Consider the following 20104-nt stretch of genomic DNA (forward strand, 5'->3'; position numbering starts at 1 on the left):
GATGAATCATCGCAAGCAGAAGGGCAGGAATCTCCCGAGCGCGAAGAAGAAAAGGGAGAGGAATGGGGAGAAAAGGCTGGATTATTCCGCCGTAATCTCACCGGGGAGGGGCAAGGGGCGCCATCCTTCACCATAAGCAGCGTGAGCATCGCTCACCACTACGAAGGCATTGGGGTCCACTTCCTGAATCTTCAACTTCACAGCGGGAATCTCTTTGTTAGATACCACCAAGAAGAGCATTTCTTTGTCGTCGTTGCTGTAAAGACCGCTACTCTTGATGCGTGTAGCTGAGCGGTCGAGTGTTTGAAGGATAAATTGGCGAAACTCTTCGTTGGGCTTGTTCGACACGACGAAGACGAGCTTGTCATCTTGTGCACCATTGATCACATAAGCGATGGTTTTCGATGAAACGAAGATAGCAATGAGCGAATAGAAGGAGAGATGCCATGACGGTCCACTTGCGCCAGCATCCACGTGCCCAAGTCCAAGTCCGAAGACCAAGAGACCAGAGAGCACCACCACAGCATCGCAGATGAGGATACCATTGGAGAAGCGGATATTGAGATATTTCTGCAAGAACATCGCCACGATGTCCGTGCCGCCTGTGGTGGCTTGTTGGCGCACTACCAGACCGCAACCCAATCCGATGGTGGCTGCCCCGATGATGGTGGTGAGCATGAGATGATCACTCATGTTGATCACCCCGCCAAAGAGCTGAGTAGGATCGAGTGCCTTCATGGCAGCGGCATTGGGATAGGCTATCCAGTCGAGCAAGTTCATCACCAAAGGTGACATCATCGCAGCAAAGATGGTGCGAGAACCGATTTTAGATCCTAAAAATATGGCGGAAAGGGTGAGCAAGGGGACATCGAAAAACCAACCGAACGTGCCGACTTGGATGCTAGGGAAGAGGCTGTGCAAAACAATACCAGCGCCATACACACCTCCTGGGACGATGTGATAGGGGTTGATGAAGAAGACGAAGCCGGAGCACATGATCGTCACACCAACCACGATATAAACCCATGTGAGCCACCATTGAAGATGAGTGGCGGGTTCGTACCATTTTGGTTTTTGTGAGTTGAGAGAGTTGGAAATAGCGGTCATAATTTCAATGTTAGCCCTTGGGGGCAGTAAAGTCTAGGTGCAAAGTTACGAAACCTAACCGAGATGATTACGCTTTGCGGATAGTTTTTTGATAATTATACACAAGAAAACCACCCAAACACATTGGGTGGTTAAGGCGGAGAGCCGAAAACGAGACTCGAACTCGTGACCTACGCATTACGAATGCGTCGCTCTACCAACTGAGCTATTCCGGCTTTCACAGTGCTCCTTGCGGAGATTGCGGTGCAAAGTTAGTGCGTTTTTGCCGAATCTCCAAATGTTTTTCTTGAAAAATCGCACAAAAAGACAGGATTCTCCTTCTGTGTCAGAGGTGGTGACTAGCCCCAATCACAGCGCACAAAAGCTGGGGACGGTGGTGGCTTTGCACGACAAATGCTGCCCCTCTTTCAAGAGTGTTTTTTCCTTTAGGCTGTCTCCGTCAGAGCAGGGGCAGTGATGATGCTGCGCACCACGAGGGTTTCTTTGTCGCCTTCTGAGGGACGCACACGTCGGATTTCAAAAGCCCAACGGTCGTTGTCGAGCGCATCGGCATAGACGCGGAGTTCGTCGTCGGCATAGGCTTCCAGTCCATAAGAAATCTCGATGCGTTTCACCTCGTGCGTGGCGTGCCACTGCTTGGAGAAGGTGTCGAGCAGGAGGGTGATGTAGCGAATAGAATTGACGTGTCCGTTGATGTCGAGATCGCTAAAGGCTGCACGATGCACCAAAACTGGAGTTTCGCTCTTCACTCTTGCGCGGGCTGCTCCTGCGATGGGCACATCTTCGGGGTGGAGAGCTCCAGAGAATCCTCCGTCGGGCAGGTTTTCCAGATTCACGGGTTGGCGCGTGTCGTAGTCGATGAGTGCCCAGGTGCTGTGGCCATAACCCACCGTTTCGCCCTGCGCATTTTGCATCGCATAGAGACGATCGGTGAATTGGCGGAATATCTTGTTGACCCACGTGGAGAGGGTGTAGGCTTCGCCTGTGCGGGGCATCTGGTTGATTTCTATCACCAAGCGCGAAAGCACCCATCCGCGGTGGTGCTGGTTCATGTAGGTGTAGCCAAATCCATGGGATTCGGCATGGAGGGTGGACACACGGAGCAGGAGATTGCCCAAGGTGCTCCACGCTAGTTTGCCGGTGAAGTCTTCCTGAAAGGGTTCTACCGTATAGGGATAAAATAGGCGAGGGGACATATTGTAGACGTTAGACGTTAGAGATTAGACGTTAGGGGTCGCAGACCCTTTTATGCTCGCCACGACAGGCGTGGCTCGATTAGACGTTAGACGTTAGAGATTAGACGTTAGACGTTAGAGATTAGCCGTTAGAAAGGAGCGTGGTTGATTCAATACGTAGGAGCTTTCTCGAAAAACGTAGGAGCTTTCTCGAAAAACGTTGGAGATTTTTCCAAAAACGTTGGAGATTTTCCGAAAAACGTTGGAGATTTTCTGAAAAACGTTGGAGATTTTTTTGGGACACTATAATGTTCTGATCTTTTGGGGGTTATGAATGTCTGAGGAATTTCAGAAAAGTTTGAAGGCGAGGAACGAACAAAGGGGGATTTGAGTGGGACGTTCGTGAGGTGGGGGAAGGAAATAAAGCCCGTTTGGGAGGGACAAGGCTACGAAAAAAGAAGTCTGTTCGGAGAAAGGGAGGGAGCAGCGCACGTTTTGCAGCGCAAGAACTTTTTGTGCTAAAGAATAATGCGTAAATTTGCACTACACATGAGCACCCCTCTAGTTGATAATGCCCTAGTGCATCAGACTCCTTACTGCTTTGGAGTTGACGCCTAAGCAATAGAGTGGTGCAAGTTTACACTTTTTGCTATGTCAATTCCCTATCAAAAGACTTATGACCGCGCAGTGATTCAAGAACTCGTGGTGTGGTTTCGCGAACGCTTCGACCGCTTGCCCCAACGCATCCAGTTGCGACCCGGCATGGTGATACCCGATGTCAAAGTGATGGTGCGCAACTATCTCGATGTGGTGCAGATGCACTACGAAAATCCCACCTATGGCGCGCAAGTGCACCACCTCTTTGAAGTGCGCGATTGCCTCTTGGCTGAGGGATTTGAATAAAACGCGGCAGGGTTAGAGCATAGCACTGCTGTGGGCTATTCCCCCAAATCGAGATACCCATTCATCACCACATAGATGATGATGTCGGACAAGGCGTGAGCCCCGAGTTTGGTCATGATGTTTTTGCGGTGCGTGATGACCGTTGTCATGCTAATGTTGAGACGATCTGCCACCTCCTTGTTGATGAGCCCTTTCGCCAAGAGCGTAGCCACTTCGATTTCTCGCAAGGTGAGTGGTTGTCGCTCCTCTTCGTTGTGGTTGCTCCACAAGGCTTCGAGTTCTGCTTTCGAGGCACGTGGGCGATGCTGTCCATGGCCGTGTCCATGACTGTGGAGCTGCAGCAAATCGGTCACCACCTCTTCTTCCGAACGACACACATTGAGCATCAACACCCCCGGCACAGGAGGCAGGTTTTCCCCATTGGTCAAAACGATCGTTTGGAAAGGACGCTGACGAAAGAAGGACGAATGCTCAAAATAGATGCGTGCCGACACGAAGAAGTGCGCATACTGATTGGGCTGACTCTCTATGAGTGCTTCGTAGCTTTCGAAGGTGTCGATGGTGCCGATGGGAATGAGGCGTTGCAGCAATCCCTGCAAACCACGACACGCCAACACGTTGTTATCGATCACCGCCATGCGGAGTGACTTATTCCCCATAGTCATTGCTTTGCCTTGACCAGTCATAGAGGGGTGCCCTCCGTGTGGTGAAGGAGAGTGTCCGTGGTGCGGAGTATCAAGGGCAGGATGGGATGGGGTAACTTCGTTGGGAGATGTCATGTCTTGCAAATGTTGGGGAGGCAGAAGAGCGTACTTCTGACCGAGGTTGTCTGCAAATTTAATCAATACCTAGCAAAAAAGCCGTACTTTTGCAGGAAAAATCCCTCGTTTTTCTCATTTTAGGTAGGTTTTAGTCCCCAAAAATACGGCATCAAAACACTGAATATGGCAAATGTAGAGCGCGAATTGGCGCACAAAATTATAGAGCACACCCATACCAACCTCTTTCTCACGGGTCGCGCTGGCACGGGAAAGACGACATTCTTGCGTCAGCTTCGCGAGGAGTCGCACAAGCGCATGGTGGTGCTTGCGCCCACGGGCATCGCTGCCATCAATGCCGGAGGAGTGACCATTCACTCCTTTCTCCAACTGCCCTTCGGCATGTACATCCCCGGAAGCCGATTTTCCAATGAGCAATTCCGATTTTCCAACCGAAAGCGCAAGTTGATCCGTTCGCTCGACCTCATCGTCATCGACGAAATCTCCATGGTGCGTGCCGACCTCTTGGACTGCATGGATGCTGCGCTCCGTCGATTGCGCACCGACCCTCGACCTTTCGGGGGAGTGCAGCTCTTGATGATAGGCGACCTCCAGCAGTTGCCCCCTGTGGTGCGCGAGGAAGATCGTGAAACCCTCATGAAATACTACGACTCGGAGTTTTTCTTTTCGAGCCGCGCACTACAACAAACGCCTTTTGTCACCATCGAACTGCAAAAGGTGTATCGACAAACTGACCAAGAATTCCTAGCACTCCTCAACGCGGTGCGCGACAATCGTGCCGACGATCGCATCCTCCAGCTGCTCAATGCGCGCTACCTGCCCAATTTCAAGGCTTCGGGAGCCACCTATGTGCGACTCGTGACCCACAATCACCAAGCCGACCACATCAATGCCCAAGAGATGGCGCAACTGGCAGCGACAGAAAAAGATTTTCGCGCCACGGTCGAAGGCACTTTCCCTGAGGGCTCCTATCCCGCTGCCGAGGTGCTGACCCTCAAACGTGGAGCGCAGGTGATGTTCATCAAAAACGATAGTTCGGGAGAACACCGCTATTATAATGGTATGTTGGGCGAAATCACCGACATCTCCGACAACACGGTGACGGTGTGTCCCAACGATTCGGCAGAAGAGATAGAAGTGGGCATGGAAACTTGGCAAAACAGCCGCTTCACGCTCAACGAAAAGACCAATGAAATCGAGGAGGTAGTGGACGGCACTTTCAAGCAAATCCCCCTCCGCTTGGCATGGGCAATCACGGTGCACAAGAGTCAGGGATTGACTTTCGAGCGCGCCATCATCGACGTGCAGAGTGCTTTCTCCCATGGTCAGGCGTATGTGGCACTCTCGCGCTGCAAAACCCTCGAGGGAATGGTGCTTTCGGCGCCGATACCGCGAGAAGCCATCATTCAGGATGCTTCGGTGGTGCAATTTTCTCATGCCATGGCGGAGCAAGTGCCCAACGAAACGGAGGTAGCTGCCATGGAGCGCAACTATTTCTTTGGGCTCATGACCGAACTCTTCGATTTTGGGCAGTTGCTCATCCTCTTCGACGCACTGCTGCGCCTATTGCAGGAGCATTTCTACAAGCGCATCCCTGCCACGCTCCAAGATTGTCAAAATCAACGCCTACTCCTCCAACAAAAGATGGTGGCTGTGGCACTGAAATTCCGTCCGCAGTTTGAAACCCTCATCGCGCTGCACGACGACTACGCCACCAACGAGCACTTGGCTGAGCGAGTGGAGAAGGGCGCACGCTATTTCCTCACAGAGGTCAAGGCGATGCAGCACTTCATGCACCAACTTTCGGTGCCTACGGAGAATAAAACGGTGGGCACACGAGTGATGAACACCATCAAAGATATTAAAGATTTGCTCCATCTCAAGAAGCGTTTGCTCACAGAAGTGGCTTTGGAAGGATTCTCAGTGGTGAAATATCAGCAGGTGCGTGCCATTGCCAGCATCGAAGAGCCCGATGCACCGCAGACGGAAACCAAACGTCGCAAGCGCAAAACGGACAACTGATTCTGTGCGTGGGAGCATCTTGACCTGAAAATGCTAACCACTGCAAACAAACCAGACACAGCAAGGAAAAAAACATCGCTTTGCTGTGTCTTTTTTTTGTCGCCCCCGCCAAAACTTCCTACCTTTGCACTAAGAACACTGGGCGGGATGCTCCTATTTTCCCTGAACACAGAGAAATGCTAGGTTTGCACGCTCCATATATAGGCACAACTATCTAAGTTAATCCAAAGAACACAATTGTTATGGCACTTAAAATCGCATTTTTCGACAGTCATTCCTACGACGAAACTTCTTTTGCAGCCACCAACGCTGACTATGGTTTCGACATCCAGTACTACAAAGAGCACCTTTCGCTCAAGACAGTGCCCCTAGCTAAGGGGGCGGATGTGGTGTGCATCTTTGTCAATGCAGAATGCAACGCCCAAGTAATCGACAAATTGGTGGAGTATGGTGTGAAACTCATCGCACTGCGCTGCGCCGGATTCAACAATGTGGACCTCAAGGCCGCCAAGGGTCGCATCGATGTGGTGCACGTGCCTGCCTACTCTCCCTATGCTGTGGCAGAATATGCCGTAGCACTCATGCTGAGTCTCAACCGTAAGATTTATCGTGCTGTCAACCGCACGCGCGAAGGTAACTTCCGTTTGAAGGGACTCTTGGGCTTCGACATGAATGGCCGCACGGTGGGTCTCATCGGTATGGGTAAAATCGCGAAGGTGCTCATCAAGATTCTCCATGGTTTCGGCATGCGCATCATGGCTTATGACCTTTATCCTGATTACGAATTTGCGAAGCAATATGGAGTGGAAGTCGTAGACCTCGACACGCTCTACGCCAATTCCGACATCATCTCCCTCCACTGCCCACTCACGCCTGAGACCAAGCACATCGTCAATGCCGAGAGCATCGCTAAGATGAAGAAGGGGGTGATGATCATCAACACTGGTCGTGGTCAACTCATCAACACGGAAGACCTCATCGAAGGACTTCGCACGCACCACATCGGTTCTGCTGGTCTGGACGTTTACGAAGAAGAGAAAGAATACTTCTATGAAGACCGCAGCGACAACATGATTAAGGACGATGTGCTTGCGCGTTTGCTCAGTGCTCCTAACGTGGTGCTCACCTCTCACCAGGCTTTCTTCACTGAAGAAGCGCTCCACAACATCGCCACCACCACGCTCAACAGTGTGCGCGAACTCGCAGAAGGTAAGCCCTACAGTCACCAAGTGCAAGGTTAATCTTACCTTGTTCGCAGTTCATCTGCTGATTTAACCCAAATCGGTCATTAGATCCTGAACAGATTTTATTTGTTGTTGAGCAGTTTGTTTTTCGTTTGCTCGATGGCGTAGCGGGCTACGTCGAGAACAAACGAGCAACAAGATGCCAACAAGAAAATGAAAGATGACAGGAAGTTATCCTCTCAATAACGAGTAGCACTATAACGTTCTAATGACCGATTTGGGTTTACTCTTACTCCTCCGTGCAGAGGATACGAAAATCGGGAAGAGCCGCAAGGTTCTTCCCGATTGTTTTGTTCATACAGCAGAGTGAATGCGTGTATCTCTCAGCAAATGTCTTTTAATACTTCAGGACATTTTGCTTTTCCTTCTGCGTTAGTGTCGCTTTCCCTTCTGTGTGGATGGTAGGGTCTTCTATGTTTTCTCTTTTCACTTCAAAGTGATGGCTGTATGCTTCTGTGTGAATGTGCACAAACTTCCGTGCGAGCAATTTGACAATACTCTGTTGCTTGCCCTGATGTCGCACTGGCGGAGTCTTATTCTGCCTTCTCCTCCCACTGTTTTGCCATGCCGTGGGCGGCGACGTAGGCAGTGACCCATGCGGCAGTGAGATTATAACCACCGGTCAAGGCATCGATGTCGAGCATCTCTCCAGCAAAGAAAAGTCCAGGTGCCGATTTGCTCTCCATGGTCTTGGCATTGACCGAAGAGAGCGACACCCCGCCGCAGGTGACAAATTCGTCTTTGTGCGTGCCACGTCCCACAAGGGTGTAGGAGTCTGCCGTGAGTAGGGTGGCAAGGCGGTTGAAATTCTTCTTGCCCAATTCACTCCAGCGGCGATCGGTGGGCAGTTCTGCGCGTTGCAACAGATGCTGCCACAGCCGTTGTGGGAGAGGGGAAGAGGAATAATCCACTTTTTCTTCCCCTCGTCCGAGGTCGGCAGGGGTGAGTCCGAGTAAATCGTGCAAGAGGGCGAAAGTGGGGCGCGCTGCACCAAGCGTTTTGCCCGACAGTTCGCTTTGCATCTGCTTCAGGAGCGAGAGAGTGGCATCAAAATCCGTAGTGCCCAACCATGAAATGAGGATTTCTCCCTGATAGTTGCGTTCGGCAAGCAAGCGCGCTCCGTGAGCCGAGAGCCGCAATGCGGCGGGTCCACTGATGCCTTGGTGTGTGAGGAGCAGCGATCCCTCAGTGCGCACCTTTGTGCCAGCGAGAGTGAGCAGTACATGGTCGAGCGTTATGCCCGAAAGTTGGCGCAGGGACTCATCGGAAAGGCGGAAGTTGAAGAGCGATGGACAGGGCGTTTCGAGTTGATGACCAGAGGCTTTGAGGGCGTCAAAACCTTCGCCATGGGGAGCACCTCCCGTGGTGAGTGCCAACTGGTCACAGTGGACCAATCGGTCTTCGCCGCCCTTGCGCAGGGTGAGGGAGAATCCCCCCTCTGGGTGAGAATCAAAGTGCTGCAAACTCGTGTTGGTGAGGAGTTCTATGCCTAGACGCTTGGCTTCATCGAGCAGACATTGAGCGATGGCATCGCTCGTATTGCTCAGAGGGAACACACGTCCTTCGTCTTCCACTTTGAGAGGCACCCCATGCAGTTCCCACCATTCGTAGATGTCGCTTGGGGAGAAGGTGCGGAAGAGTCGCTGCATCAAGCGCGCACCACGAGGATACACCTCTTGGAGTTGGTCGACGTGCGCAAAAGTATTGGTGACATTGCATCGGCCTCCGCCTGTGGCGCGCACCTTGGTCAGCGGTTGACTGGCGCGCTCTACGAGAGTGACGTGCGTGGTAGGGGAGATTTCGCGAAGCGTGATGGCAAGGAAGAAGCCTGCTGCACCACCACCGATGATATAGATGTTAGACATTAGACGTTAGACGTTAGAGGATCTCAGACCCTTTTTGCTCGCCACGACAAGCGTGGCTCGGAGATAAATGAAAGAGTCTTTAGACCTTAGAGATTAGACGTTAGAGGGGCTAGTTTTTCTAGTAACTCTAGTTTTTCTTGCAATTTGTGATTAGGGATTTTCTGTTCCTTTTAGACTGGCTTCTAAAGCTCGAAGATGGCATTCCTCACCCACTACCCAAAGAATGTCTGTGGGTTGAAGCACGCGAGAAGCCTCAGCGAGTTCCACACTGCCAGAGGCATCTTCCACTCCGACGAGCATACAGCGGTGAACATCGCGGATGCCACTCTCTGCAACGGTGCAGGGGAGGAGGGGAGAAGTGGGAGATGCCACGATGCGACGAAGCTGAAGACTGTGGTCGCGACCGTCATCTTCTATCAGATATTCCACTTCCATGGCCATGCGCTGGGCAAAGGTGTCCAAACTTGTGTCGTCGCCGATCACTTCCAATTCGTCACCAGGGAAGATGTTCATGTGACCATCGGGAGCATTGATGCGAATGTCTTGGCGAATGATGGCAACCACCAGTACACCCTCGTTGGACGAAAAGTCAAGCTCGGCAAGCGAGCGACCTGCCCACTGCGAGAAGGGGGGCACCACCAAGCGAGCGAAGTGCACATCGCGCGCAGAAAGACGGCGAGCAAAACCGTATTCTTGAGAACTCTTCTGCTGAGCCACCACTTCGCGCTGGCGAAGGTTGTGGGCAAAACGACGCTCTGCCTTGATGGAACGATACTTCACCCAACGGCTATTGGCGACTAAAACCATGATACCAAAGGCAAGAGGCAGGTGGTAGTACCATGCGAAGGGAGAGAGATATTCCAACACGTAAAACACCAAGTAGGTGGCGATGCACCAACGCACGAAGAAAATGATGTTGAAAAAGGCGCTTCCCCACGAAGAGTTGCGGAGCGTTTGGGCGGCACGACTGCGATTCTTGCGCGCTACGATGGGACGCAGCAAGGGCGAAATTACAAAGAGCGTGCCCAAGCCAGTGAGGGCATTGCCCACAAAGTGCGTGGGCGGAATGTGGCGCAGCACAGGGAGAAAGGCGGAGAAGGAGAGACCGATGACGGTGGCGGACAAAATGGTGTAAACAAGGGTTTGGAGAAACACCACGCGCACGAAGGTGAGGGCTGCCTTTCCCGTGGAGAGGGTGGGAGCTGCGGCTACGATGGCTTCTCCTAACGAAGTGACGGCATCGCCTTCCGGAGTGAGGACTGCAGAGGTGGTGGCAGCAAGAGAGGCTAAGGCGCCATCTTCCGCAACAGGACGGTCGGCGATGCGCGCTTGCCAAGTTTCGGGAAGGAAACGTTCGATGAATCGATAGGCAGGTTGGGCAGAGCGAATGATATATGGCGCCAAGAAAGTGGTGACAATGCTGACAGCCACTACGATAGGATAGAGATGCGAACTGGTGACTCCGAGACTCTGGCCAAGCGTGGCGATGATGAAGGAGAATTCTCCGATTTGCGTGAGCGAAAAACTGCACTGCATGGCGCGCTGTAGCGGATGGCCTGCAATGACAAAGGAGAGGGTGCCAAAAAACGCCATGCCGATGAAGAGGGCAAGGGAGATGAGTACGATGGGCAACCAATAGGCTGCCAAAACTGCGGGGTCTACGAGCATGCCCACCGACACAAAGAACACTGCGCCAAAGAGGTCGCGCACGGGGTTTACCAGTTTTTCGATGCGCTCTGCCTCGATGGTTTCTGCCAAGATGCTACCCATGACAAAAGCTCCGAAAGCAGCACTGAAACCCGCTTGAGCAGCGAGCACCACCAAGCCGAAGCATAAGCCGATGCTCACGACCAGAAGAATCTCAGAATTGATGATTTTGCGGTTCTTCTTGAGGAAATAGGGCACGACATAGATGCCCACCACAAACCACAATACAAGGAAAACAGCAAGACTCGTCAAACTGGTGAGCAGCGAACTTCCACCGCCTGTGGCTGCATTGGTGGTGGCAGCGACCGTGCTCAGCAGAATCATGAGCAAGATGCCGAAGATGTCTTCCAGAATCAACACCGAAAACACCTCTTGTGCAAACCTTCGACTGAGCCATCCGAGGTCGTCCAACGCTTTGTAAATGATGGTGGTGGAAGAAATACTGAGGATTCCGCCTAGAAATAGGCTATCGAAATTGCTCCATCCCATGAGTTGTCCCATCGTTGCCCCAACGCCTATCATAGAAAGCATGGTGAGCGACGTTGCCACTACGGGACGCATGCCCATACTCGCGATTTTCTTGAGCGAAAACTCCAGTCCGAGCACAAACATGAGGAAGATAACACCAATTTCGCTCCACACCTCGATGTTGCTGTGGTCTTGCACCGAGGGCATATAGGGCATGTGTGGGCTTGCCAAAAAGCCTGCCACGATGTAGCCCAGCACGAGGGGTTGCTTGAGCTTGCGCACAATGACCGTGACCACCCCTGCTACGAGCAAGATGAGTGCAAGGTCGGAAATGATGGGTGGGAGTTGATTCATATATTTTCTGACGTTAGCCGTTGTAAAATCGTGTATATTTAGCCAATATCCACAAAGATACGATTTTTTGTGGAGCAACGCAACACTTTCTTTCAACAATTATGCCGTGTCTTCTTTTGTACTGAGCGATATTCTCTGAGAATTTTTTAGAAATGTCCGAGGTTTGAGAAAAAATCTCCGACTTATTTCAGAAAATCTCCCACGTTTTTCGAGAATTCTCCCCGTTTTTGGGGGAACACCGCGGAGGGAGGGGAGAATAGTCCTAGCAATGTGGTGAGTGTTGCGCAAATGATGAGGGCAAATGATGCTATGGATGGGGATGAATGCACTGCTATGGAAGAGGAATAAAGATTTGAAAGAGGAAGAGAGAGGTGGTGTGAGAAATATAGATTTTTTCCACTTATCCTCATATTTAGGTATGGAGTTGGCGAAAACACAAGGAAGTGACGCATGAAGTGTTAAATGCTTTCGGAAGAATCACTGAAAATAGCGATTGTGAGGGATGGTAGAAAGCCGTAACTTTGCAACATCATCAGAGATAGAAGTTTACTGCTCGTGAAGGCATGAATATTATTGCCGTTGGCATTGCTTCTCTCCCCCTCAATTCCTAATACAACTATGTACATCAAAACTCTCCTTGTGGCCGCTATGGCAGCCCTCACGCTCGCAGCTTGCGATAAAGATGAAACGAACAACAAACCTCTGCCTACTCCTAAACCTCTGCCTGGACAAGTGCAACAAACGGGTAAGGTGCTCACCGTGAAAAATGTCGGCATGACTGCTAGAAATGGTGCGTATGCTAACTGGACGTATGTGAATCTTGCCACTGGTGAACACGAAACTCATCCTGATTTCGGCACGTGGACTTATATCAACACCAAAACCAGGGAGGTGACTACCGAAAAGAAAGCTGGTAGCCTTGACGATGTGAAAATCAAGTGGGACCTCGCTTTCCGCTACAACCTCCTTCGCACGAACAATGGTGCTACGAAGCTCCTCTCTGCTACTGAATTTAACGAGGTGAAGACTGCCGATATTGCCAACATCAGCGTGGTAGATACCATCGCCACAGGAAAAGACCGTGTGATGGTAGACTTTGCCAATATGGTGAACGGCATTCTCACCTATACTTCTAACGATGTGCGCAACCCTGTGCTCTCCACGATGTTCAAGCGCAAGGGACAAATGCCTAACATCTCCTACGAAGCGAAACCCAATGTCGTGGCTTTGCGCACGAAAGATGGTCGTCATTTCTTGCTCAAGTTCAAAGGATTCACCAACAACGCTGGTGACAATGGTTTCTACACCTTTGATGCTGTACCTGTGAAATAAGCGCAAAACATAAGAATTAGACGTTAGACCTTAGATACAATGCCTTAACAATGGGGTAGTGTGCCTAAGGTCTAACGTCTAATCTCAAAATATAATCTCCTTCCTCTATGTGGTCAGAGAGCGAATGTCTGTAGAAAGATGCGCCCACTGCTGCATAGTCTTTCAATGTAAACGTCAAACATCTAATGTATAACGTCAAATCCTCCCTCATTGTCCTATGTCTTCTTGCAGGCATGGGACAATGCTGTTTGTCCGTCCGAGCGCAAAAGCCAGTCGCAACAAAGTCCGTAAGGCAGAAGGCGAAAGGACCTTCGGGTATCTTCGACGAGAAAGCCTTTAATGAGGTGGTGGTCACTGGTTCTCGCCTAGAACGTCCGCTCAAAGATGTACCGGTGATTACACGCATAGTGTCACGTGCCGAGATTGATCGCATCAATCCCCTCGACATGCAGCAACTGTTGCAGTATGCCCTCCCAGGCATCCAGTTTCGTCTCAATACAATGAGCCAGTTGCCCACGCTCACCTATCAAGGGATGAACAACAAGATGGTGGTCTTCCTCATAGATGGTGAGCGACTGAGCGGTGAAAGCAGCGATCACAACATCGACTACAACCGCATCAATCCCGATGAGATTGAGCGCATCGAGGTGGTGCGTGGAGCCGCCTCCACCCTCTACGACAGTAATGCTCAAGGAGGGGTCATCAACATCATCACGCGCAAGGCCAAACGCCCTGTTTCATTTAGTCTTACCGGACGTTATGCGGGAAAGAATGGAGAAAAATATGGAGCCAACTTAGGGATTCGCCAAAAGGGTTGGACTTCCTTCACCAACTGGGGCTGGCGCAGCCGCGAAAGTTTCGTGGTGCCCGACGTGAGCAAGTATGCCTATGAGCAAATCTCGCCCGAAGGCAGCGTGAAACAGATAGAAGAGAGCCAAGCCGACACACTCCAAATCAAGGGCTACACCGTTAATACCGTGTCGCAGCGACTGGGCTATCAATTTAACGAACGTCTTAGCGCAGAAGTCAAAGGTTCGTTTTATAGTAACCGACAACCCCTCGTGCGTGGTGGGAAACGCTACGATCGCTACAATGATTTTGCCTGGGGAGCTAATGTGAAATATCTCCTTTCGCCACAACATCGTTTCGATCTGTCCTATCTCAACGACACCTACACCAAGACCTACAACTATCCTTATGCAGAGGGAACTGCCGGTGATCCGAAGAGCATCACCCCCTATCGCAATCATCAGCAGACAGCACGCTTGAACTACACCCTCCTCACCGACAAGCATACGGTGAGTCTGGGAGCAGAGATGAGCAACGACTATCTCAAGCACTATATGCTCAAAGATTCTGGCGCGGTGTCGGGCACTCAGTGGTCGGTCTATGGACAAGAGGAATGGCACATCCACCCACAACTGAATCTGGTGGCTGGGGTGCGTCTCGACAAACCATGGAGATACAGCGCGCACTTCACGCCCAAAGTGTCATTGCTCTACCGTCCGCTCGATAATCTAACGCTGCGTGCCAACTATTCTCACGGCTATCGTCCACCCACGCTTAAAGAGGTGTATCAAGACTTCAATATGATGAACGTGATGCACGTGGTGGGCAATCCCAATCTCCGCCCTGAGACGAGCGAACAGATCTCGTTTTCGGCAGAATATGAGTGGAATCGTCTGAATCTTTCGGCTTCTGTGTTTCACAACCGCTATCGTTACTACATCGGCTACGAGAGCGTGAGCGCAGACACCATACGTTATGCTAATTTCGACGACCGAAAGACCACAGGAGTGGAAGTTTCTGCGCGCTACACCACGACGTATGGACTGCACGTGCGCGCCACTTACAACTATATTAAGGACTATCAGATGAGTAACGGACACGGACGTTTTGCTCAGTCGTACAACACCTCCGATGTTCGTCCACATAGCCTCACTTTTGGCGCAGCTTATCACTATGTTGTCTCAAAATCGCTCACGGCAACGGCAGATTTCAATGGGCATTGGGGCTGTGCTTTTTCGCAATATGACTATCGTCTGTTGCGCAACTCACAGACGGGGGTGGAGCTCCCCGTGATGTATCGCTATCGCTTCGATGCGCGCACCTTCTGTTCGTTGAATCTCGGTGTGCAGCTTCCTAAACGAGGCATCACAGTGGGATTGCTCATCGACAATCTATTTGACTATCGTGATCGTGCTGCTACTGCTTCTGTGCAACTTCCCGATGTGGGTCGCACCTTTGTGGGAACGATCAAGATAGATGTCGATAAACTCTTCTAGACCCTCTAACGTCTAAGGTCTACTCCTTAAGGTCTAACGCCTATTCCTCCGAGTAGTGCTTGCGTGGCGAGCAGAAAGAGGATGCGACCCTCTAATGTCTAAGGTCTATCTTCTAACGTCTATTCTCTACCCTCTAACGTCTATATATACAATGTCAAAATTCCAGTCTTTCCTACGATCTCGCCGATTGTGGATCGGTTTTATAGGATTTCTCCTCTTTGTCTTTGCGGCGTCCTTCGCGTGGCGCACGTGGTTGGGCACCACACGTATCGCTTTGGTCAACTTCCAACCCCTCACTTCGGGTCATATCGCCAAAGCCAATGACAATGCTCTCATCAGTTTGGAAGACGTAGATGCCGAAAACATTGAGAACATCGGCAAATATGATCTCGTCCTCATCAACGCCATGGGTTTGAAAATCACAGAAGCCCAACGTGCTGAGGTGAAGAAACTGGCAGAAAAGGGACTTCCAGTCATGGCACTCACTGTGACTAACCCTGCCAATGACATTTGTTCGCTCGACACTGCCACGGCAGCGCGCATTGTAGCCTATATGGACAATGGAGGCCGTGAAAACTATCGCAACCTTCTCCGTTATGTGCGCAAGCATATCGATAAAAAGATACTGCTCGCTCCTGAAGCAGAAGCACCTCGTGAGCATCCCTCGAGCTTACTCTACCACCTCGATCCTAAAAATCCCGATGCCGAAGAACTCGGTTTCAATTCGGTGCGCGAGTATGAGGCGTTTCTCCAGAAAAATGGTCTTTTCAAAAAGGATGCTCCTCGCATCATTGTCACCGGTATCATGGGACAGCCCTTTGAGTTGGTGGCTGAGTTGGAGCGTCAAAACTTCGTGGTTTATCATGTAGACGATGCGCATGAGTTCATCGCTGGCGCACACATCGACAGCGTAAGTCCTTCTGCCATGATCAACATGGCGCACGGTCGATTGGGAGATGACGTAGTGGCGTATCTGCTTCGTCAAAACATCCCCTTCTTTGCTCCCATCAATGTGCAGAGAGAACGCAGCAAGTGGGAGGAAAGCAAGCAAGGGCTTTCGGGCGGCTACCTCTCGCAGACCGTTGGCATGCCAGAGTTGGACGGTGCACTCCTACCTTATGCCGTGTTTGCCCACAAGCGCGACAAAGAAGGTTTGTTGCAAGTGCACGCCATGCCCGATCGTGTCAAGGATTTTGCCACGACTATTCGCCATTATGTCGCACTTAAGTCAAAGAAGAATGCCGACAAGCACATCGCTGTGGTTTACTACAAAGGCCCAGGTCAGAGTGCCCTCGTGGCGCAAGGCATGGAAGTCGTGCCCTCGTTGTACAATTTCCTCGTGCGTTTGCGCAGTGAGGGCTACAATGTGAGCGGACTTCCTGCTTCTTCTGCTGAATTAGGTCGTATGATTCAAGCACGTGGCGGACTCCTCGGCACGTATGATGTGGGCAAAATGCAGGACTTCCTGCGCAAGGGAAAGCCCGAAATGGTGACCCGTTCCCAATTTGAGAGTTGGGTCAAGGAGAGTCTCCCTGCCGAAGATTACAAAGCCGTGGAAAAAGCCTATGGCGCGTTCCCTGGTAAGTATTTGTCCACCGAAGATGGTCGCCTTGGCATCCCCCGATTGCGCTTTGGCAATGTGGTGATCATGCCACAACCTGCCGCTGCCATGGGCAATGACGAGTTCAAAATCGCCCATGGTGTGGATGCCGTTCCTCCACATCTCTATCTCGCTTCCTATCTTTGGGCGCAACATGGCTTCAAAGCCGATGCCCTCATCCACTTCGGCACGCACGGAAGCCTAGAGTTCACACCGGACAAGCAAGTTGCGCTCAGCACTCACGACTGGGCAGACAGATTGGTCGGAACAATGCCCCACTTCTACCTCTATTCTATCGCCAATGTGGGAGAAGCCATGATCGCCAAACGCAGAAGTTATGGCGCAATTCAGAGTTATCTCACCGCACCTTTCATGGAGTCTAATCTTCGTTCCACCTATCGTGATTTAGACAAGGCGATTCAGCACTACAACGCTCTTTTGTGGGCGGCAGCAAGCACGCAGCAGGCGGCAGGGAAATCCGCAAAAGCTCCTGCGCTCAACGCTCGGCAGCAAGCAGAAGTCAACAAGGCTTCATTGGCGGTCAAAGCCTTGACCATCCAAATGGGCATCCATCGCTCATTAGGTCTCGACAGCGTGCGCACACGTCCCTACACCGAGGCAGACATCGAGCGCATTGAGCACTTTTCCGAGGAACTTTCCAATGAGAAAATCAATGGTCGTCCCTACGTCTTGGGAGAAGTCTACACACCAGCTCATATCGAGAGTAGTGTTTATGCCATGGCGACCGACCCCATCGCCTATAGTCAGTTGGCTATCGACAAATTGCAACATCGTGTGCCTGCCGATTTCGAGCGCAGAGCAGCCTTGTTTACTCAGAAATACCTCGTGCCTGCTCGCCAGTTGGTGGGACGTTTGCTCCACCAAGAAGGCATGGTGTCTGACCAAACCATCTGCCAAGTGGCGCGTATCACCCCACAACAGTTGAATGAAGCCCGCGAAGTTTATGCAGCCCTCACCCAACCTCATGGTGGAATGATGGCAGCGATGATGGCTAAAGGCGGACAAAAGGGTGGTATGCCTGCAATGAAGGGCAAGATGCCTGCTGGACACCCTGGTGGCATGCCTGCTGCAAAAGGTGGCGGTGCTGCGATGAAAGGACAAATGCCTGCTGGACATCCTGGTGCTATGAAGGGACACCCTGGACAAAAAATGGGAGCCGCTGCAAAACCTGTGGCAGATTCTTCCATGAAGAGTGAAGACAAGGGGAAAACCCCTGCAAGTGCTGGTCATCCTCACGGAGCGATGGCACAAAACCAGGGGGCTTCTGGGCATCCCCACGGTGCATCGGGCATGCCTCACGGACAGATGCCCCCTGCTATGGCTGCAGCTATGGCACAAAAAGCCAAGGGTGGAAAGCCTGCTGCGATGGGACATCCCACTACTGCGAAAGGTCAGCCCAACGCTGCGAAGGGTGGTGGTAGTCGTGCGGAGAAGATGGCACGAATGCGCGCTGCCATGGCTGCCATGTCCAAGCAACCCGAATATACCAAGGAACAAAAGGCGATGGCTTATGCAGTGGCAGAGGTGGAACGCACTTTGCGCAATGTGCAAAACTATCGCTATGCGCTCTTGCAAAGCCCGGAAAAGGAACTCAACACGCTGATGCGCTCGCTCTCGGGTGGCTACACCGCTCCTTCGGCTGGGGGAGATCCCATCGCCAATCCCAACTCGCTGCCCACCGGTCGCAACCTTTATTCCATCAATGCTGAGGCTACGCCTACAGAGTCGGCTTGGGAGAAGGGAAAACAGCTGGCGCGCAACACGATTGAGGAATATCGCCGCCGTCACCACGACAGCATCCCCCGAAAAGTCAGCTATACCTTCTGGAGTTCTGAGTTTATCGAGACCGAAGGTGCTACTTTGGCGCAAGCCTTCTACATGCTTGGTGTAGAACCTCTGCGCGATGCTTTCGGACGCGTCAATGATTTGCGCCTCATCCCTTCCAAAGAATTGGGTCGCCCTCGCATTGATGTGGTGGTGCAAACCAGTGGTCAGCTCCGCGATTTGGCAGCTTCTCGCCTTTTCCTCCTGCAGAAAGCTGTGGAAATGGCGGCTGAGGCGAAGGACGACAAATTTGAGAACCAAGTCGCTTCGGGAGTGGTGGAAAGCGAACGCTTGCTCATCGAGAAAGGTATCTCTCCCAAGGAAGCCCGCGCATGGGCGGCACGCCGCATCTTCGGTGGTGTGAATGGCAACTACGGCACTGGCATCCAAGAAGTGGCGATGGCGTCCGACAAATGGACCGACCGCAAGCAAATTGCTGAGGCTTATCTCAACAACATGGGCGCATTCTATGGCGACCAAAAGCAATGGGAAGACCATCAAAGTAAAGCGTTTGAAGCCGCACTCACACGTACGGACGTAGTGATCCAACCTCGCCAGAATAACACCTGGGGCGCACTCAGTCTTGACCACGTGTTTGAGTTCATGGGTGGCATGAACCTCACCGTACGTCAGGTGACCGGTAAAGAACCTGATGCTTATTTGGCGGACTATCGCAACCATAACCACATGCGCATGCAGGAAGTCAAAGAAGCCATCGGCGTGGAAAGCCGCACTTCTATGTTTAATCCCACTTATCTCAAGGAGCAAATGAAAGGCGGCGAAGGAGCTGCGGCAGGGCTTGAGGAACTGGTGCAAAACACCTTCGGATGGGAGGTGATGAAACCTGAGGCGATTGACAATGAAATGTGGGACGAAATCTTCGACACCTACGTGAAGGACAAGCACAACCTCGGTATGCGCGAATACTTCGAACGCGTGAATCCCGCTGCTTTGCAGGGCATTTCTGCCATCATGTTGGAGAGTGCGCGCAAGGGCATGTGGAAGGCTTCGGCAGACAAGGTGCAGGCGTTGGCGAAACTCCACACCGAACTCGTGGCGAAGTACGATGCTGCCGGCACTGAATTCGTCAACAACAACCAAAAGCTCCAACAGTTCATCGCTAGCAAGGTGTCTTCTGCTGAGGCTAAGGCTTACAAAGACCGCATAGATGCCGCGCGCAACGACAAATCGGGCAAGGGCACAGTGCTGAAAGCCGAAGATGCAGCGCCCACTTCGCAACTCACCTCTAAGGGCATCGCAAGTGGTGTCGTAGTCGTGGTAGCGATTGTGGCACTTGCCGCAGGTACGATTGTGCTCGTGCGTCGTCGCCGCAACAAACAATAAATCTTCTCGCCTAAAGTTCTAACTTTAGAGGCTATCCATCAGACTATGCAGGGCTTTGCTCTGCATAGTCCTCA

At 51.7% G+C, this 20104-nt stretch carries 11 protein-coding genes and 1 tRNA gene; 6 read left to right on the top strand and 6 right to left on the bottom strand.

All coding sequences use genetic code 11. From position 1 onward, the window contains the following. Nucleotides 1–81: 81 nt before the first annotated feature. The 3 genes from BQ2633_RS10080 to BQ2633_RS10090 all read right to left on the bottom strand — a co-directional run bounded on the left by BQ2633_RS10080 (nucleotide 82) and on the right by BQ2633_RS10090 (nucleotide 2303). The gene (locus BQ2633_RS10080) at nucleotides 82–1107 is read right to left on the bottom strand and encodes a YitT family protein (protein ID WP_176720126.1); all 1026 of its coding nucleotides are present in this window, start codon (nucleotides 1105–1107) and stop codon (nucleotides 82–84) included. Between the two features lie 142 nt (nucleotides 1108–1249). After that, a tRNA-Thr gene (locus BQ2633_RS10085) sits at nucleotides 1250–1322 on the bottom strand. Nucleotides 1323–1532: 210 nt separating this feature from the next. Continuing rightward, the gene (locus tag BQ2633_RS10090) at nucleotides 1533–2303 is read right to left on the bottom strand and encodes an acyl-[acyl-carrier-protein] thioesterase (RefSeq protein WP_075566857.1); all 771 of its coding nucleotides are present in this window, start codon (nucleotides 2301–2303) and stop codon (nucleotides 1533–1535) included. 630 nt (nucleotides 2304–2933) lie between these two features. On the opposite strand from BQ2633_RS10090, the gene BQ2633_RS10095 reads away from it, so the two are divergent. Beyond that, nucleotides 2934–3185, top strand: coding sequence for a DUF6965 family protein (locus tag BQ2633_RS10095; RefSeq protein ID WP_075566858.1), 252 nt, complete (start codon nucleotides 2934–2936; stop codon nucleotides 3183–3185). A 35-nt stretch (nucleotides 3186–3220) separates the two neighbouring features. On the opposite strand, the gene BQ2633_RS10100 is transcribed toward BQ2633_RS10095, so the two are convergent. Beyond that, on the bottom strand, nucleotides 3221–4030 hold the full coding sequence (locus tag BQ2633_RS10100) for a helix-turn-helix transcriptional regulator (protein ID WP_346048598.1): 810 nt from the start codon (nucleotides 4028–4030) through the stop codon (nucleotides 3221–3223). Nucleotides 4031–4129: 99 nt separating this feature from the next. Between BQ2633_RS10100 and BQ2633_RS10105 the strand changes: the two genes are divergently transcribed. Both BQ2633_RS10105 and BQ2633_RS10110 read left to right on the top strand, forming a co-directional pair. Continuing rightward, nucleotides 4130–5986, top strand: a complete 1857-nt coding sequence (locus tag BQ2633_RS10105; RefSeq protein ID WP_075566859.1) for an ATP-dependent DNA helicase — start codon at nucleotides 4130–4132, stop codon at nucleotides 5984–5986. 242 nt (nucleotides 5987–6228) lie between these two features. After that, the gene (locus BQ2633_RS10110; RefSeq protein WP_075566860.1) at nucleotides 6229–7227 is read left to right on the top strand and encodes a 2-hydroxyacid dehydrogenase; all 999 of its coding nucleotides are present in this window, start codon (nucleotides 6229–6231) and stop codon (nucleotides 7225–7227) included. 536 nt (nucleotides 7228–7763) lie between these two features. On the opposite strand, the gene BQ2633_RS10125 is transcribed toward BQ2633_RS10110, so the two are convergent. Beyond that, entirely contained in the window at nucleotides 7764–9095 is a 1332-nt protein-coding gene (locus BQ2633_RS10125) for an aminoacetone oxidase family FAD-binding enzyme (RefSeq protein WP_075566862.1), read from the bottom strand. Nucleotides 9096–9245: 150 nt separating this feature from the next. Beyond that, the gene (locus BQ2633_RS10130) at nucleotides 9246–11624 is read right to left on the bottom strand and encodes a cation:proton antiporter domain-containing protein (protein ID WP_075566863.1); all 2379 of its coding nucleotides are present in this window, start codon (nucleotides 11622–11624) and stop codon (nucleotides 9246–9248) included. 618 nt (nucleotides 11625–12242) lie between these two features. On the opposite strand from BQ2633_RS10130, the gene BQ2633_RS10135 reads away from it, so the two are divergent. From BQ2633_RS10135 to BQ2633_RS10145, 3 genes are all read left to right on the top strand, one after another. After that, the gene (locus BQ2633_RS10135) at nucleotides 12243–12956 is read left to right on the top strand and encodes an HmuY family protein (protein WP_075566865.1); all 714 of its coding nucleotides are present in this window, start codon (nucleotides 12243–12245) and stop codon (nucleotides 12954–12956) included. A 185-nt stretch (nucleotides 12957–13141) separates the two neighbouring features. After that, nucleotides 13142–15241, top strand: coding sequence for a TonB-dependent receptor plug domain-containing protein (locus tag BQ2633_RS10140; protein ID WP_083234030.1), 2100 nt, complete (start codon nucleotides 13142–13144; stop codon nucleotides 15239–15241). A 151-nt stretch (nucleotides 15242–15392) separates the two neighbouring features. Beyond that, nucleotides 15393–20030: a cobaltochelatase subunit CobN gene (locus BQ2633_RS10145; RefSeq protein WP_075566869.1), complete on the top strand. Its 4638-nt coding sequence runs from the start codon at nucleotides 15393–15395 to the stop codon at nucleotides 20028–20030. Nucleotides 20031–20104: the final 74 nt, after the last annotated feature.

The sequence above is a fragment of the Ihuprevotella massiliensis genome, assembly GCA_900095835.1.
Classification (GTDB): Bacteria; Bacteroidota; Bacteroidia; order Bacteroidales; family Bacteroidaceae; genus Alloprevotella; species Alloprevotella massiliensis.

What these genes read in the sequence shown, in the direction of transcription:
- BQ2633_RS10080 (WP_176720126.1), bottom strand. Translation starts at nt 1,107, where the DNA reads ATGACCGCTATTTCCAACTCTCTCAACTCACAAAAACCAAAATGGTAC.
- BQ2633_RS10090 (WP_075566857.1), bottom strand. Translation starts at nt 2,303, where the DNA reads ATGTCCCCTCGCCTATTTTATCCCTATACGGTAGAACCCTTTCAGGAA.
- BQ2633_RS10095 (WP_075566858.1), top strand. Translation starts at nt 2,934, where the DNA reads ATGTCAATTCCCTATCAAAAGACTTATGACCGCGCAGTGATTCAAGAA.
- BQ2633_RS10105 (WP_075566859.1), top strand. Translation starts at nt 4,130, where the DNA reads ATGGCAAATGTAGAGCGCGAATTGGCGCACAAAATTATAGAGCACACC.
- BQ2633_RS10110 (WP_075566860.1), top strand. Translation starts at nt 6,229, where the DNA reads ATGGCACTTAAAATCGCATTTTTCGACAGTCATTCCTACGACGAAACT.
- BQ2633_RS10125 (WP_075566862.1), bottom strand. Translation starts at nt 9,095, where the DNA reads ATGTCTAACATCTATATCATCGGTGGTGGTGCAGCAGGCTTCTTCCTT.
- BQ2633_RS10130 (WP_075566863.1), bottom strand. Translation starts at nt 11,624, where the DNA reads ATGAATCAACTCCCACCCATCATTTCCGACCTTGCACTCATCTTGCTC.
- BQ2633_RS10135 (WP_075566865.1), top strand. Translation starts at nt 12,243, where the DNA reads ATGTACATCAAAACTCTCCTTGTGGCCGCTATGGCAGCCCTCACGCTC.
- BQ2633_RS10140 (WP_083234030.1), top strand. Translation starts at nt 13,142, where the DNA reads ATGTATAACGTCAAATCCTCCCTCATTGTCCTATGTCTTCTTGCAGGC.
- BQ2633_RS10145 (WP_075566869.1), top strand. Translation starts at nt 15,393, where the DNA reads ATGTCAAAATTCCAGTCTTTCCTACGATCTCGCCGATTGTGGATCGGT.